The 14,618-nt window shown below is 45.1% G+C and carries 14 protein-coding genes and 1 pseudogene; 9 read left to right on the top strand and 6 right to left on the bottom strand.

Annotation, left to right across the window (positions count from 1 at the left end):
* Window positions 1-3: 3 nt before the first annotated feature.
* Genes BLV62_RS05465 through BLV62_RS05455 form a run of 3 tightly spaced genes read right to left on the bottom strand, consistent with a single transcriptional unit; the run spans window position 4 to window position 3,247 of the window.
* The gene (locus BLV62_RS05465; RefSeq protein ID WP_089759509.1) at window positions 4-408 is read right to left on the bottom strand and encodes a hypothetical protein; all 405 of its coding nucleotides are present in this window, start codon (window positions 406-408) and stop codon (window positions 4-6) included.
* Window positions 409-438: 30 nt separating this feature from the next.
* Complete coding sequence (locus tag BLV62_RS05460; protein ID WP_089759507.1) at window positions 439-1,320, bottom strand: DUF1835 domain-containing protein; 882 nt, start codon at window positions 1,318-1,320, stop codon at window positions 439-441.
* A 16-nt stretch (window positions 1,321-1,336) separates the two neighbouring features.
* Window positions 1,337-3,247, bottom strand: a complete 1,911-nt coding sequence (locus tag BLV62_RS05455) for a DNA topoisomerase IV subunit B (RefSeq protein ID WP_089759505.1) — start codon at window positions 3,245-3,247, stop codon at window positions 1,337-1,339.
* 348 nt (window positions 3,248-3,595) lie between these two features.
* On the opposite strand from BLV62_RS05455, the gene BLV62_RS05450 reads away from it, so the two are divergent.
* Window positions 3,596-4,177 (top strand): RNA polymerase sigma factor, encoded by a 582-nt coding sequence (locus BLV62_RS05450; RefSeq protein ID WP_089759503.1) that lies wholly within the window; start codon window positions 3,596-3,598, stop codon window positions 4,175-4,177.
* Here BLV62_RS05450 and BLV62_RS28955 read toward each other — a convergent pair.
* Window positions 4,104-4,277, bottom strand: a pseudogene (locus BLV62_RS28955) (hypothetical protein); the annotation flags it as partial. The gene BLV62_RS05450 and the pseudogene BLV62_RS28955 sit on opposite strands and share 74 nt — an antisense overlap.
* 492 nt (window positions 4,278-4,769) lie before the next feature.
* Here BLV62_RS28955 and BLV62_RS28950 point away from each other — a divergent pair.
* From BLV62_RS28950 to BLV62_RS28265, 7 genes are all read left to right on the top strand, one after another.
* Entirely contained in the window at window positions 4,770-5,540 is a 771-nt protein-coding gene (locus BLV62_RS28950) for an outer membrane beta-barrel protein (RefSeq protein WP_225889522.1), read from the top strand.
* An 81-nt stretch (window positions 5,541-5,621) separates the two neighbouring features.
* Window positions 5,622-6,056, top strand: a complete 435-nt coding sequence (locus BLV62_RS05440; RefSeq protein ID WP_089759498.1) for an OB-fold protein — start codon at window positions 5,622-5,624, stop codon at window positions 6,054-6,056.
* A gap of 5 nt (window positions 6,057-6,061) precedes the next feature.
* The gene (locus tag BLV62_RS05435) at window positions 6,062-6,475 is read left to right on the top strand and encodes a hypothetical protein (protein WP_139169953.1); all 414 of its coding nucleotides are present in this window, start codon (window positions 6,062-6,064) and stop codon (window positions 6,473-6,475) included.
* Window positions 6,476-6,502: 27 nt separating this feature from the next.
* Window positions 6,503-7,048 carry a YceI family protein gene (locus BLV62_RS05430; protein WP_089759495.1) on the top strand — a complete coding sequence of 182 codons (546 nt, stop codon included), beginning with the start codon at window positions 6,503-6,505 and terminating at the stop codon, window positions 7,046-7,048.
* Window positions 7,049-7,056: 8 nt separating this feature from the next.
* Window positions 7,057-7,965, top strand: a complete 909-nt coding sequence (locus BLV62_RS05425) for a DUF5777 family beta-barrel protein (RefSeq protein WP_139169951.1) — start codon at window positions 7,057-7,059, stop codon at window positions 7,963-7,965.
* A gap of 11 nt (window positions 7,966-7,976) precedes the next feature.
* Window positions 7,977-8,840: a hypothetical protein gene (locus tag BLV62_RS05420; RefSeq protein ID WP_089759492.1), complete on the top strand. Its 864-nt coding sequence runs from the start codon at window positions 7,977-7,979 to the stop codon at window positions 8,838-8,840.
* Window positions 8,841-9,034: 194 nt separating this feature from the next.
* Complete coding sequence (locus BLV62_RS28265) at window positions 9,035-9,184, top strand: hypothetical protein (protein ID WP_168927742.1); 150 nt, start codon at window positions 9,035-9,037, stop codon at window positions 9,182-9,184.
* A 279-nt stretch (window positions 9,185-9,463) separates the two neighbouring features.
* Here BLV62_RS28265 and BLV62_RS05410 read toward each other — a convergent pair whose 3' ends face one another.
* Both BLV62_RS05410 and BLV62_RS05405 read right to left on the bottom strand, forming a co-directional pair.
* Window positions 9,464-10,096: a response regulator transcription factor gene (locus BLV62_RS05410; RefSeq protein ID WP_225889514.1), complete on the bottom strand. Its 633-nt coding sequence runs from the start codon at window positions 10,094-10,096 to the stop codon at window positions 9,464-9,466.
* A gap of 85 nt (window positions 10,097-10,181) precedes the next feature.
* Window positions 10,182-13,307 (bottom strand): ligand-binding sensor domain-containing protein, encoded by a 3,126-nt coding sequence (locus tag BLV62_RS05405; protein ID WP_258522410.1) that lies wholly within the window; start codon window positions 13,305-13,307, stop codon window positions 10,182-10,184.
* Window positions 13,308-13,416: 109 nt separating this feature from the next.
* Here BLV62_RS05405 and BLV62_RS05400 point away from each other — a divergent pair, with 109 nt between their 5' ends.
* Window positions 13,417-14,502, top strand: coding sequence for a WD40/YVTN/BNR-like repeat-containing protein (locus tag BLV62_RS05400; RefSeq protein ID WP_089759485.1), 1,086 nt, complete (start codon window positions 13,417-13,419; stop codon window positions 14,500-14,502).
* Window positions 14,503-14,618 lie beyond the last annotated feature (116 nt).

Raw genomic sequence — 14,618 nt, 5'->3', positions numbered from 1 at the left:
TTCTTACGGTTTTACGTTGATCATTTTTTCAAAATCTTCCCTCCAGATCCTCACACTATCTTTCTGAACATCTTCCAGGGAATTTAATTCTATAAAGCAGCAATCAGTAACAGCGATCAGTTGATGCCAGATATTGACAGGTATCTCTACCCTTGCAGGTGCGGTAACGGGAGTGACTATAATTTCCTTACCGTCTAACGGGCACCAGTGTACTTCTGCTTTCCCGGTGAAAAGGAAAAGTATTTCGGGGTCTTTGTTGGCGCTTTTACCTTCGTGGTAATGCTGCCCGCTGCTGCTTCCGGCGTTCCTGTAGCAAAGCAGGAAGTTACCTGTTCTGCAGTTATCCCAGAAATAGCCGCTTCCCCTGTCATCTGCGCCAAATTGTTCTAAAGCTGTTACTTTGATCATGCCTTTTAATATGGTTATAAGCAATTATCGCTAACTGGCCGGGGTACTTTCTGCCGGTGCTGTTTCGCCTGGTAATTTTACTTCGAAGTCCCTGATCGTTTTCAATTCTCCCTTGCTTTCCAGCTTTCCTTCTTTGATCAGTTCTTTCAGCCGCCATCCCAGGAATTGATCCATGACCGGGTATTTCAGTTTACCGGTTACCTGCTGCACTATCTTCCATGCTTTCACAAATTCTTTCCCGCTTTGCGCCAGCAATTCTTTATCGTAAAATAAAGTAGGTTCTCCTTTCAGCTTTTTACCGCCTTCCAGCAACCTGATCCCGGCATTCTCGTTCATTAAACGCCTCCATTCATCTCCATCCAGTTCATACTCTGCCAGGGAAATAGGTCGTGCCAGTTTCCTCGCTTTTAAAAACTCTTTAGGCAGGATCTGATGCAGGTGAGTAGGATAGAAAACCTGCATTTTTTCATTCAGGAAAGGCAGGTTATTCAGGTATATGATATGTATTCGCCCGGCAAAATCGTATAACTGGCTAACTAACCAGTAATAGCCGCTTACATCTCTTGCATTTTGCCCGGCCCAGATCCATACTTCCAGTTCAGGGTCTTCCTTCAGCCTTGCTTTCAGGGCGCGGAAGCGATCAATGTCTTCCTGCTGCTCTTCTGCAACCGGCGCAGGAGCAGGAGTATTGCCTGCAGCTTCTTCCGCCACTACCGTTTCGATACCGGCCAGCTGCTGCCAGAACAGTTTCCTGTTTGCCCTGCCTTCAGGGGTATCCAGTATAAACAATGGTCCTACAGAGAGATCATCTTCAAAACAGATTATTTCACCCTCCATCTTTTCGTCCAATGTCACAGCTTCTGTAAGCACCGGAACGGAAGACTGACCAAAAACCAGGTGTATTAAGCCCATATAATATTATTCGGTATTAAGCCAATTCTTCTACCAACAGATCTTTCTCCTGGCGCAGGTTATTGATGATAAATTCCTGGCGGGTCTGTGTATTCTTACCCATATAGTATTCGAGCAACTTCTGGATATGAATGTCTTTGGATAAGATAATCGGTTCTATACGCATATCTTCCCCTATAAACTTTCCAAATTCTTCAGGCGAGATCTCTCCCAACCCTTTAAACCTGGTTATTTCCGGCTTATTGCCCAGTTTCTTTGTCGCCCTTTGTTTTTCTTCTTCAGAATAGCAATAAATGGTTTGTTGTTTATTGCGTACCCTGAACAAAGGCGTTTCAAGGATATACACATGCCCGTTCTTCACCAGGTCAGGGAAAAACTGCAGGAAGAAGGTCAATAACAATAACCTGATGTGCATACCATCCACATCGGCATCGGTTGCGATCACGATATTGTTGTAACGGAGCCCTTCCAGCCCTTCTTCAATATTTAATGCATGTTGAAGCAGGTTAAACTCTTCGTTTTCGTATACGATCTTCTTCGTTAAACCAAAGCTGTTCAGCGGTTTACCACGCAGGCTGAATACAGCCTGTGTTTCCACGTTACGTGATTTGGTAATGGAGCCGCTGGCAGAATCACCCTCTGTGATGAAGATAGTGGAGTTCAGCCTTTTTGCTTCCTGCTCCGCTTTATCTTTACCATTGATCTCATCGTTCAGGTGCAGGCGGCAATCGCGCAGTTTGCGGTTATGCAGGTTCGCTTTTTTAGCTCTTTCGTTCGCCAGCTTCTTGATACCCGCCAATTCCTTTCTTTCACGTTCGCTCTGCTCAATGCGCTTCTTCATTGCTTCCGCAACAGCAGGGTTTTTATGCAGGTAGTCATCCAGGTGCTTGGAGAGGAATTCCAATACAAAAGCCTTCACAGAAGGACCGCCTTCATAAACTACCTGGGAACCCAGTTTGGTTTTTGTTTGCGATTCGAATACCGGCTCCTGTACCCTCACTGCAATAGCGGCGCAGATAGAGCTGCGTATATCTGTTGCGTCATAATCTTTCTTATAGAAATCGCGAACGGTTTTCACGAACGCTTCCCTGAATGCGCTGAGATGCGTACCGCCCTGGGTGGTGTGCTGGCCGTTAACGAAAGAATAATACTCTTCACCGTATTGATTTTCGTGGGTGATGGCCACTTCAATATCCTCTCCTTTTAAATGGATAATAGGATAGCGCAGGTCTTCTTCATTCGTTTTGCGTTGCAGCAGGTCCAGCAACCCGTTCTTGGAAATATATTTTTTACCATTGAAGTTGATGGTAAGGCCCGCGTTCAGGAAGCAATAGTTCCATATCTGGTTTTCAAGGAATTCAGGGATAAACCGGTAATTTTTGAAAACAGTATCGTCGGGGGTAAAAGTCACGAAAGTACCGTTAGGCTCCGTGGTAGCTGTTTCCTTATGTTCTTTGATCAGTACTCCTCTTTCGAATTCCGCAGTTTTCATGCGGCCATCCCTGACAGATTGTACTTTAAAATAACTGGATAACGCGTTCACTGCTTTGGTACCCACACCGTTCAGACCCACAGATTTCTGGAAGGCCTTGCTGTCGTATTTCGCACCGGTGTTGATCTTGCTCACCACATCCACGACTTTACCCAGCGGGATACCCCGGCCATAGTCGCGAACTGTTACATGGTGCTCAGTCACTTTAATATCGATTTGTTTTCCAAACCCCATGGTATGTTCATCGATACAGTTGTCTGTCACCTCTTTTAACAGTATGTAAATACCGTCGTCCATGCTGGAACCGTCACCTAACTTACCGATATACATCCCAGGCCGGAGGCGGATATGCTCCCGCCAGTCGAGCGACCGTATGGAGTCTTCTGTATAGGAAGCAAATAGATCTTTATTATCCGTTTTGTCCGTGTTTGCCATATATTAAAATTTCCTAAATACTATAAATTCAAGGGTTTTATCTTTGATTTGCTCCGATACTAAATCTTTTAGCAAAACCAGAATGCTGGCAAAAATAAAGGATTCAGCCAATCATCCCAAGTATTAGTTAGCCAATATACTTAAAAAATTGTAAGTCAGCTTTTTAAGGGATGTTATTTTTAAAAATATAACCTTGGCCCCGCATCTGCAAGCACCATGCCTGCGTCTGCTCCCGGGAACTCAGCAGTTTTTTTTAGCCGGAGGCAACCTCCTTAAAAAAATAGATGTTTATACTTACAATACATCTGATCGAGTACATAAACAATTAAGTAAGGCGCTCAACTGTGAATGAAATATAAATTACCGGAAATCCTGGAAGGTTGTAAACAAGAAAAAACAATTGACCAGCGACTGTTATACGAAAGTTACTACGGGTATGCCTACTCGGTGTGTTATCGTTTTACCGAAAACGAAGGAGATGCTTTGGAATGCCTGAACGATGGTTTTGTGAAGATATTCAGGAATATTTCGTCATTTGAGTTGCCGGGATTGGAAGCCGAAGGTGAAAAGGCATTCATGGGTTGGTTGAAAAGGATTATGATCAATACATGCCTTAATAATATGAAGTCCAGGAAGCGTAAAGTGTCGTGGGGCCAAATGGACAAGCAGTTGGAAAACGAATATGGGGCTAATGATAATTCCATCACAGACATTTCGTATAAGGAACTGCTTACGCTGATACAGCAATTAAGCCCTGCCTATAGAAATACATTTAACCTCTATGTAATAGAGGGATTATCGCACGAAGAGGTTGCCGGGATGTTGGGAATTTCGGTTGGTACGTCAAAATCCAACTTGTTGAAAGCGAGGAAAACCCTGCGAAAAATGCTAGAAAAGTATTATGCCAAAGATTTTCAAAGATATGAGTGATAAAGAGCTGGATAAGCTTTTTAAGGATGCGGCAGATCAATTTGAACCACCTGCTGCACCGGAAGGTGCGTGGGATGATTTTTACAACAATTACCTGCATTCAGATAAGGACAGGAAAAAGCCGATTTTCTGGTATACTCCACTCATCGCGTTTTGGGGCCAATACTCGCATCTGATCTTTTCATGGAGGGCGATCCCGGTATTGGGTCTGGCTTTATTGATAGTTCTTTGGACTGAATACAACAAGAAACCTGATAACTTCCTGGTTCCAAGGCAGTCGGACAAGGTGAAAACAACGGCGCCGGTATCGCCGGGCGCAGGGAAAATCACCGCCGATAGTCAATATGTCAATTCAACAAATCCCCGTCCATCAACCGGCACGGGCGCCGACAAAGATCCGGGACAGGTTAACAGGCAAGATACGCAGGCAGGTTACGCAGGCACAGCACAGCGGGATGCAGCTGCCGGTAATAATCCTTTAAGCGGCTTGCCGGCAAAGGATGGAACGGGTAAAGAAAGTAATAAACAGGAGAAAGCAGGCATACCTGCCGGCGAAACCGCCAGCCAGGAACCTTTGACCGGGGCGCCTGCAATGATTGCAGCGGATAAAGAAAAAAACAACCTGGCGAAAACGGAGTCGCCTGTCAATAACGTAACCGGACAGGCTTCCGAACAGACCGCCACCCCTCAGAAAGCCGGGCTTGCAGGCTTAACGCAGAAAAACAATGCCAACGGAGATAGCGCTTCCAGCCAGGAGAAAAAGAAACGGAAACGAGAGGTCTATTCACGATCCAAATGGAACATTGGCCTGGCTGTGGGCGCAAATGCCAGTGTTATTAAAGGAACCCTGTCGCATGGCCTGGGCCTGAATACAGGGCTGATGGTACAGAGAAGGTTCTCCGCTACATCCAGGTTTTCTGTAGAATTAGGGATCGTCAGGGAATCAATGACCTACAATGTTACAAGAAACACTTTCCACCCCGATGGCGTAACAATTCCCCCCAGCGTTTCCAATATGGGCGGAAAATGTACGATGCTGGATATCCCTCTGAATGTGCGGTACGACGTAGTGCGTTCCGGGAAAGGAGATGTTTTCGTAAGTACAGGCGTTTCAACAATGTGGATGGTAAAACAATCCTATTCCTACCAGTACTACAACAATCCGCCTGTTAACCAGGACGTCACAGGAAAAGGAAAAAGTATACTGCCATCTGCAAACATATCGGCGGGGTACGAACAACAGTTTAAAAATTTATCACTTCAAATTGCTCCTTATGTAAAAATTCCCATGAGCAACGTAGGATATGGCAACATATCGCTCGGCAGCGTGGGAGCGCAAATATCGATTAAGAAAAACCTTTAGAGAAATGGAAAACGACGCTATCGCCAGGTAATGCGTACGCAGTAGAATTCATATTTCCAATCAACAATAATTTCCAAAAAAATGAAACGAAAAAAAGTGATTTTTTCCGTTATAGGGATCCTTTTGCTATGCGGCATCGTAGGCGGCACATGGGGCTGGAAAGCCTATCACCGTACCAGGCAGCCGGTTGATCTTTCTGCCAACGCTATCGATGTATCGTCTGCTCAACTCTATCACGATTTCAACACAGACGAAGAGAAAGCCAATCAAAAATACACGAACCAGGTTGTTGCGGTTTCCGGAACAGTGGCCGATGTGCAGTCATCCAACGGGGCTGTAGCTATCCTGCTGGATGCAGGAACAGACGCCGCAGGCGCTGTTAACTGCACCATGGCCAACCCGGCTGCACCAATACAGAAAGGCGATCAGGTTACCGTCAAAGGGCGTTGCCTCGGATTCCTGATGGACGTCAACATTGTAGACGCGGCCATCATACCATCTCAAAACCATAAATAAACCATATGATGATCAAGAAAGAAACATTAACCGCTATCGCCGGAACTCTTTTCATTCTCGGGTGCTTGTCGATGAACAGTTGTAAAAAGGATAATGAAGAATCATTACGCAACAACCCGAACGGCGAACCTCCGCCAACCGCCTGTGATACCGTTGGTATGAAATACCAGGCGAATGTACTCCCGATACTAACCGCCAATTGCTATAAATGCCATAGCGCCAATACATACCGGACCAATTCGGGATTGAACCTGGAAGACTTCAATACCCTGAAAGCCGAAGCTGCAAATGGAGCGCTTTTAAGTTCCATCAAGCATACCGGCACTGTTTCGCCCATGCCTATGGGAGCCCCGCAACTATCTGAATGCGATATCAACAAAATTGACAGTTGGATCAAGAGAGGAGCTTTAAATAATTAATGATCAGATCATCTCAAATGTAGCTATATGAGAAAATTACTGATATGCGGCCTGCTGCTGGGATTATTCCGCAATGCCGACGCCCAGAAATATTTTACCCGCAACGGGGAGGCCCGTTTTTTCTCCAAAACAGCAGCAGAAAATATCGAGGCAGCCAACAAACAGGTGCTGGCCGTAATAGACGCCTCCAACAACCAGGTAGCATTCAACCTGCTGGTAAAAGGTTTCCTGTTTGAGAAACAACTGATGCAGGACCATTTCAACGAAGAAGTGATGGAGAGCGATAAATACCCTAAAGCCAGTTTTACAGGCAAGATCACAGACCCTGTAAATCTTGCAAAAGACGGTAAGTACCAGGTGCATGTTTCCGGGCAGCTTGCCATGCATGGCGTATCCAAACCTGTTACGGCCCTGGCAGATATCGAGGTAGCAAATGGTACGCTGAAAGGCAAGTCTACTTTCAACGTGGCATACGACGACTACAACATAAAGCTGCCATCGCTGCTTCAGAACAGCGTTGCCAAAACCATACAGGTTGTAATAACTATCTCTTGTAATGCAATGAATAAATAAGATCCATCATGCTAAAAAAAATAATACTAAGCGCATGTTTTGCACTGGCTATTTCCGGGTTGCGGGCGCAAGATAAAGACAGCAACCTGCTGAACATCCTCAATGATTCGATCGCCGGCCAGGAAAAAGCTGATACCAGGGTGCGGTCCATATTCAAGGCTACCCAGATCGTAAACCTGCCAACGGTGGAACAACCCGGCAAAAAAAACCTCCAGTTCATGATCATGCACCGGTTCGGAAAGGTCAACGGAGGCGCTTACGAACTGTTCGGCCTCGATAACGCCACCATCCGTTTCGGGCTTGATTACGGGATCACCAACAGGTTATCTGTAGGCGTTGGCCGCAGTTCACTGAACAAAACATTTGATGGCTCCCTGAAATATATTATCGCCTATCAAAATAAGGAGAGCATGCCGGTGGCCATCAGCATTTATGGAGTGGCAACAACACAAACGCTTAAATACACCGACAAACCGTATCTCGATTTCTCGTACCGGACAGCCTACACTACACAGTTGCTTATTGCACGAAAATTCTCTGAACGATTGTCGCTGGAACTGGTGCCTTCCTGGGTGCATTACAACCTGGTACCTACCCTGGCCGACAAAAATGATATTTTCCTCCTGAGCGCCGGCGGCAGAATGAAAATAACCAAACGGGTAAGCGTCAACGCAGAATACAACTACATCACCGGTAACCCGCTGCCGTCGCAGGATCTGCATTCATCCCTGAGCATGGGAGTAGATATTGAAACAGGCGGCCACGTATTCCAGCTGGTGTTCAGCAATTCGCAGGGCATGGTTGGACCAGCTTACCTGACACAGACGAACGGTACCTGGAATAACGGGGATATCTATTTCGGATTCAATATAACACGTGCTTTTGGTTGGAATAAACATAAACACAAAACGAATTAAAACTCACGATCATGAAAAAAAATGCAATCATTTTAGGCCTGGTGATAGCTATCACACAAATAATTGCCTGTTCAAAAAGCAGCGATAACGACCCTTATGGCGGCGGAGGAGGCAATACAGATAACAGCGGCAAGATCCAGATCACCGCTAATGCCACGTTCGGCAACATCCTCACCGATGGCAATGGTAAAACACTTTATTTCTTTGCCAAGGATGCAAACGGCAGTTCCGCCTGTACAGGAGGCTGCCTGTCGGCATGGCCTGTTTATTACTCGGCTTCCCTCAGCGTGGGAACCGGTTTGAACAGCAGCGATTTTGGTACTATTACCCGCGCAGATGGCAGCAAACAAACTACTTTCAAAGGCTGGCCCCTGTACTACTATGCCGTAGATTCAAAAGCGGGCGATGTTAAGGGCGATGCAGCAGACAGCATCTGGTTTGTTGCCAGGAACGATTATGCTGTTATGATCGCTCAATACCAGTTAACAGGCAATGATGGAAAGAACTACCTCGGCAACTACCAGGTTGGCGATGGCCTGACTAAGTATATTACAGATCAGAATGGGGTAACGCTCTATTCTTTCAAACCAGATAAAAATAAACTCAATACCTATACGAAACCAGACTTTTCAAACAACGGGCTCTGGCCTATTGATTCCCTGGCTACTATTGGAAGCATTCCTGCGATCCTGAAGAAAGCGGATTTTGATACCATCCATGTATATGGCAAGCCTCAGCTGACCTACAAAGGATGGCCGCTGTATTACTTCGGACCAGACAACAATACAAGAGGCAACACCAAAGGAGTGAGTGTTCCTACCCCTGGCGTATGGCCTATCAATAATGCACAAACAAGCGTGGCTCCTGCCCAATAAATGACCATCAACAGGTAAGATGCCGGGAATGTGATATTACATTCCCGGTTTTTTTATTAGTAGTAGAAGAAGATGAAGTGAATTTCAGAACCCCGGGAAGTTTTTTCAAAAAATTATCTGGAAAAACAATTATATCAAAAAAATTATTATATTTACATACGTCAACTTTTACTGATATCCTAACCTATGTCCTTATGAAAATACTATTTCTATCTATCATTACTGCCGTAGTTCTCGGCGCTTTCGTTGCTTCTTACTTTATCAAGAAAGAACAGGAAAATAACATTGGCAACAAATTCCTCCGCCTGATCAGGAAATTTGATTCCTGGCAGATGCTCAGGTAATCGCTTTCTTTTTATTTAATATCAAGATCTATAGACTGGTAATTAACCATCAGGGCTGTGGTATGTTCGATAGTGAATTATTTTAGCTATTAACCGAAAACACCAATCCTTATGAAAACCGGTATATTGTTCAGGCTTACATGCCTATTGATCGCCGCTATTGTATTAACTGTGCACTTGATAGTGAAGCCTAAAAAAGCTTAGGGATCCCTATGGCCAGGAATTTTCAAGCAAATTGAAAATTCCTGGAATCCCGGAATCCCTTATCATTATTTATTTTTATCGGTTGTAGTATTTATTAACAGCGTCTGTTCTGCTGCGTACGTGCAGTTTTTCGTAGATGTTATGAACGTGCCGCCTCACTGTTTCTATACTGATAAAGAGGTTGCTTGCAATTTCTTTATAGAGATAGCCTTTAGACAATTGATCTAATATTTCTTTTTCCCTGGCTGTCAATGCTTCTAAAGCAGGATTGGGTTTTGCCTGTTTCTGGAAGAACGCCACTACTCTCCTGGCAATCTGGGAGCTCATCGGCGAACCTCCGTCGTAGAGGTCGCGGATCGCTTCCAGCAATTCACCCGGTGATGTTTTCTTTAAGATATACCCGCTTGCTCCTGCTTCCAATGCCATGAAGATTTTGTCGTCATCTTCATACACCGTCAGCATCATAAACTGCATATCCGGATGTTCTCTTTTCAGTTGGGCTATACATTCAATCCCATTCATCCCGCCTGGCAAATTAAAATCCATCAGCACCACGTTAGGCATCAATTGAGGGATTTGCTCCACGGCGGTTTCCGCATTGTTAAAAGTCCCAACGCAAGCATAACCATCCGAACCATTGATCAGCAATTCCATTGCTGTACGGATGTCATGATTGTCTTCCACAATCGCTATTGTGATTGTATCCATGTGATCCTGGGACTTTTTCTTAGAGTATACCGTCATGTCTTTAAAGGAATTATAACACTTAGATGTTACATCAGACAAATGTATGTCAATTTAATGGGATATCGAGAAAAACTATTGTACCGTTGTTAGACGTTATATCAGCATTTCCGCCCACCGACATCATTCGTTTCTGTATATTTTTCAAACCGTTACCAAATAACCTCACCTTCTCCTGATCAAATCCCTTACCATTGTCTTTGATCATGATTGTCATATTTTTATGCACTTTCACTTCCACGATCACCTCTGTGGCTTTGGCATGTTTAACCACATTGTGAAGCGATTCCTTCACAGCCAGGTAAATATTTCTCCTTGTTCCTCCGCTCAGTTTAATATTCGGAATTGTTTCCGGGATGTAGAACTGGTGCGAGATATGCGCATGTTCCAGGAATTCGGCTGCAAAACTTCTCATATAGGCGATCAGGTTGGCTAAACTGTCGTTCGCCGAACTCATCGCCCAGATGATCTCACTCATTTTGTCTACCATCTCCCCTGCCGTTTCTGAAATACGTTCAATTTCACGGATCTGTGAAGGATCTTTGATCTTTCTCTTCGCTACCTCGCTCAACAACCGGATGGTCGATAATCCTGATCCGAGATCATCGTGCATATCGCTGGAGATCCTTGCTCTCTCCTGGTCCACAGCCTGCTCTTTTTCCAGCTTCAGTTTTTCGTGCCGGATCTTATAATCAAGATACAATGTTGAAAAATAATATGCTATGCCCAGCAGCAATAATAAAAGCAAAAACCTGAACCACAACGATTGCCAGAAAGGGATCTTTATCACGATCTCTAACGTGGTGGCTTCGGCGCTCCAGATATTATCGTTGTTGGAACCTCTCACCTTAAAAGTATAACTTCCCGGATGCAGGTTAGTGTACCTCGCCATCCTGAAAGCGCCCGCCTGCACCCAATCCTCGTCCGCTCCTTCCAGTTTGTACTGCACCTTGTTCTTCAAAGGATTAGTATATTCCAGCGGCACAAATTCGATCGCTATAGTGTTCTGATTATAAGGCAATTCTATTTTCTTCAGCAACGAAATTGCAGTATCCGACTCATAAGGTTTATCCAATACTTCCATCCGCCTGATCACCACTTTCGAATTGGATAAATTCTCTTTGAAATTTTTCGGATAAAAACCATTCACTCCCCTGATCCCGCCGAAAAACAATTCACCGTCAATGGATTTGTGATATGCCCCCGTGTTAAATTCGTTCGATTGTAGCCCGTCTTCATAGTTATAGGTAGTGATCTCTCCTGTTAACGGGTTGATCTGTGATATCCCCTTATTGTGGCTGACCCAAATTTTATCTTTATCATCCAGCAACACCCCATACATATAGTCATTGATCAGCTTGGGATAGTCGTAACTGTTATAATGCTGCTTGATATGATTGGCCCCGTCTATAACGAACAGGCCTTTATTTGTAGCTACCAGCAGATCCTTATGCGCATTTTTGTTGATAGATTTTACAGAAGTGCCTGGCGGCAGGGTGATCAGTTTCCAGCGCGGATCATAGGAATTCTTTACATAGAGGGCCGATTTCGTACCCACGTACTGGTTACCCAGGAAATCTTCGAAATAACAGGTCAGCAACTCCTCCCCGAAGTTGTGTACGATCTTTACATCATACCCGTTCTCCGTTCCTTCAAACCGTAACAAATAACCACCGTAGTTGAAATATAATTCCCCGTTCGTACGCTTGAACAGGAAAGGAAAAGGAGCCCGCTGGTAAGGCAATCCCAATGCTGTTACCTTGCCTGTCAGGTCCTGGAAGGCTTTTGTTTGCACGTTGAATAAGCCGATATGCATTCCGGTGAAATGCAGCCAGAGGTAATCAGCACTTTCCCTGCAAATTGCTCCCAGGTCGTTGCCGGGAAATTTACCTGGATATAACTCATTGGATATCCGCTCCAAAAATCTTCCTCCTTCTTCATAGATATTCAACCCGTCACGCATCAGGCCTACATATAATTTGCCATCGTCGTGCTTGTATACCGCCTGCACCATGTTATGGGTGATATACGGAGAGCGGTACAGGTTGAATACTTTTTTATGCGGACTATATTTTTTCAATCCGTCGCCATCGGTGCCTACCCACATGTTGTCGGAACTATCGCGGTACAGGCAGATGACGTTGTTGGACGACCTGGTTTCGAACGTATTAAAACTGGTGATATGGCGGATCACTTCATTCCTGGCGATGCTGTAGATCAAAATACCGTCTGACCCGCCTATCCATACATTGCCGTATTGGTCCAGCTCTGTTGCTGCAGGTTCAAAGGGCTCTCCCCGTTCGTTGACGGCTGTCACTGCAAGATCCGTATACCTGTTCCGTTGTTTGTTGAAGATGATAATGTGCCCTGTACTGATAATGATCAGGGAATCTTTGTTCAGGTTGCGAAGCAGGGATTTTGAGTTGATACCCGGGATGCAATAGGTGGATAGTTTTAAACTCCTGGTATTCAAAGAGAAAAGTTCTCCGTCTCCCCCGTTCATCCAGATGTTACCGGCATCTTTTACCACCTGTGTAGGAAGAGACCTGGACTTATAGAATTGCTGGGGGTAGAGAATGATGCGCCTGATGGCGTAAGTGCTGTCGTCCAGCACATATAAACCTTTGGCTGGCCGCCAGACCCAGAGGGCGCCGGCAGCAGCGTCTTCTCCCAGGATCGAATATTTTACATTATTATCCCTTTCCAGGGCGTCTACGTTGGAAGTATCTTCCAACAGGGTCTGGAAACTGTTGCGGTATTTATTATACAGGCTGATGCCGTTGTTGTGGGTCAGTAATAATTGATGCCTGGCATCTTTGTAAAAGAGAAAACCTTTATAGCCTTTGAGATCAAAACGGTTGATAACGGCACGGTCGCCGGTGCTGCCCCTGGGAACCAGTTCTCCCATTCCTTCACCGGCTTTAAAAAGAGAGCTGGGTTTGTACCGGTATTCGTTAAAAGTATAACCATCGAAACGGTTCACGCCATCGCGGGTGGCGATCCACATAAACCCCTGATCATCACGCATGATGTCAAACACCGTACTTTGGGAAAGCCCTTCGTTTACGCTGTAGCTATCAAAAATATAAGGTTTTTCCTGGGCGGATGCAGGTCCGGAGATCAAACTCCAATAGCAGCACAGGAAAAACAGAACAAATTTAGACAGTTGACACACTATGATTTAGTAATTAAACGCAGGTCTTGGTAATCTTGCAAATATATAAATCTAGCTCACACTTTGTAGCAATTTTGTAATTTTCTTGCTTTCAACAAATTGAATATAAATGATATATTGGAAGAAGTATTGCCAACTAAACCTTTCAACCCTGCTACCATGGCCTGCTTTGACGGGAAACCGGGGCGCCGCCGCTCTCTTGCTGATCTTCCAGTTGCTTATGCATCTTCCCGGTACTGCACAGGATCATCATATAGAGGTCATACACCAGCCGCCATCAAAAAGCCTGAGAGGAATTTCGGTGGTGAGTGCAAAAGTATTATGGGCAAGTGGAACTGAGGGACAGGCAGGCAGGAGCCTGGATGGAGGAAAAACCTGGGAATGGAGCCAGGTGGGAGACTGTAAGAACTGCGACTGGCGGTCGTTGTATGCTTTCAGCAGCGAGGAGGCCATTGTGATCAACGCCGGATCTCCGGCTTATGTGTACAGGACAGTCAACGGAGGAAAGGAATGGAAAAAAGTATATGAAGATACCAGCGCCGCTATTTTCTTTGATGGGCTTCAGTTTTTGGATGCGAACAAAGGAATAGCGATCGGCGATCCGATAGAAAATAAGTTTAGTGTCATCACGACACAAAATAAAGGCGTAACTTGGAGCAAAGTAAAAAGTACTGAGCTGCCTGTGGCGGCAAACGGAGAGGCTATATTTGCAGCGAGCGGAACCAGCCTGGTTGTATTGCCCGGCAGGCAGCCGGCTTTCGTAACAGGTGGTACTGTGGCTCGTTTCTGGAAGAAGGAAGATAACTGGAAAGCCTATACGTTACCTGTGATCCAGGGCCAAAATACTACCGGCGCTTTTTCTGTAGCGTTCCGGACAGCCGGCAGGGGAATTGTCGTAGGCGGGGATTACCAGCAACCTATGCAGCAGCAGGGTAACTGTTTTTTAACCTACGATGGAGGTAAAAGCTGGCAACAACCGGTAACTTCGCCGGGAGGTTACAGGTCCTGTGTTGCATTTATAACGGATAGTTTGGTGATTGCGACCGGAACAACGGGAACCGATATATCGGAAGATGGAGGAAAGAACTGGAAACGGATCGGGGAAGGATTCAATGCTGTAGCTGCAGATCCAACAGGGAAAGCGGTTTACCTGATCGGTACGAAGATTGCAAGGCTCACGCAATCAACCTATTAAAAAAAAGGTGCTCCTGGAAAGGCGCACCATGTAAATAGGTTAAAGCAAAAAGTATAATTTATTACTATGAAGTTAATAAGTTAATCATTCAAATGGTATTATTTTTTGCGAGTAAA

Source organism: Chitinophaga terrae (ex Kim and Jung 2007) (genome assembly GCF_900107795.1).
Lineage (GTDB): Bacteria > Bacteroidota > Bacteroidia > Chitinophagales > Chitinophagaceae > Chitinophaga > Chitinophaga terrae.
Note: the sequence above shows the minus strand (reverse complement) of the source record. Positions and strands in the feature narration are given on the sequence as shown.

Bases quoted from the DNA above. Each gene is read 5' to 3' on its own strand.
- BLV62_RS05465 (WP_089759509.1), bottom strand. From the start codon at position 408: ATGATCAAAGTAACAGCTTTAGAACAATTTGGCGCAGATGACAGGGGA.
- BLV62_RS05460 (WP_089759507.1), bottom strand. From the start codon at position 1,320: ATGGGCTTAATACACCTGGTTTTTGGTCAGTCTTCCGTTCCGGTGCTT.
- BLV62_RS05455 (WP_089759505.1), bottom strand. From the start codon at position 3,247: ATGGCAAACACGGACAAAACGGATAATAAAGATCTATTTGCTTCCTAT.
- BLV62_RS05450 (WP_089759503.1), top strand. From the start codon at position 3,596: ATGAAATATAAATTACCGGAAATCCTGGAAGGTTGTAAACAAGAAAAA.
- BLV62_RS28950 (WP_225889522.1), top strand. From the start codon at position 4,770: ATGATTGCAGCGGATAAAGAAAAAAACAACCTGGCGAAAACGGAGTCG.
- BLV62_RS05440 (WP_089759498.1), top strand. From the start codon at position 5,622: ATGAAACGAAAAAAAGTGATTTTTTCCGTTATAGGGATCCTTTTGCTA.
- BLV62_RS05435 (WP_139169953.1), top strand. From the start codon at position 6,062: ATGATGATCAAGAAAGAAACATTAACCGCTATCGCCGGAACTCTTTTC.
- BLV62_RS05430 (WP_089759495.1), top strand. From the start codon at position 6,503: ATGAGAAAATTACTGATATGCGGCCTGCTGCTGGGATTATTCCGCAAT.
- BLV62_RS05425 (WP_139169951.1), top strand. From the start codon at position 7,057: ATGCTAAAAAAAATAATACTAAGCGCATGTTTTGCACTGGCTATTTCC.
- BLV62_RS05420 (WP_089759492.1), top strand. From the start codon at position 7,977: ATGAAAAAAAATGCAATCATTTTAGGCCTGGTGATAGCTATCACACAA.
- BLV62_RS28265 (WP_168927742.1), top strand. From the start codon at position 9,035: ATGAAAATACTATTTCTATCTATCATTACTGCCGTAGTTCTCGGCGCT.
- BLV62_RS05410 (WP_225889514.1), bottom strand. From the start codon at position 10,096: ATGGATACAATCACAATAGCGATTGTGGAAGACAATCATGACATCCGT.
- BLV62_RS05400 (WP_089759485.1), top strand. From the start codon at position 13,417: ATGATATATTGGAAGAAGTATTGCCAACTAAACCTTTCAACCCTGCTA.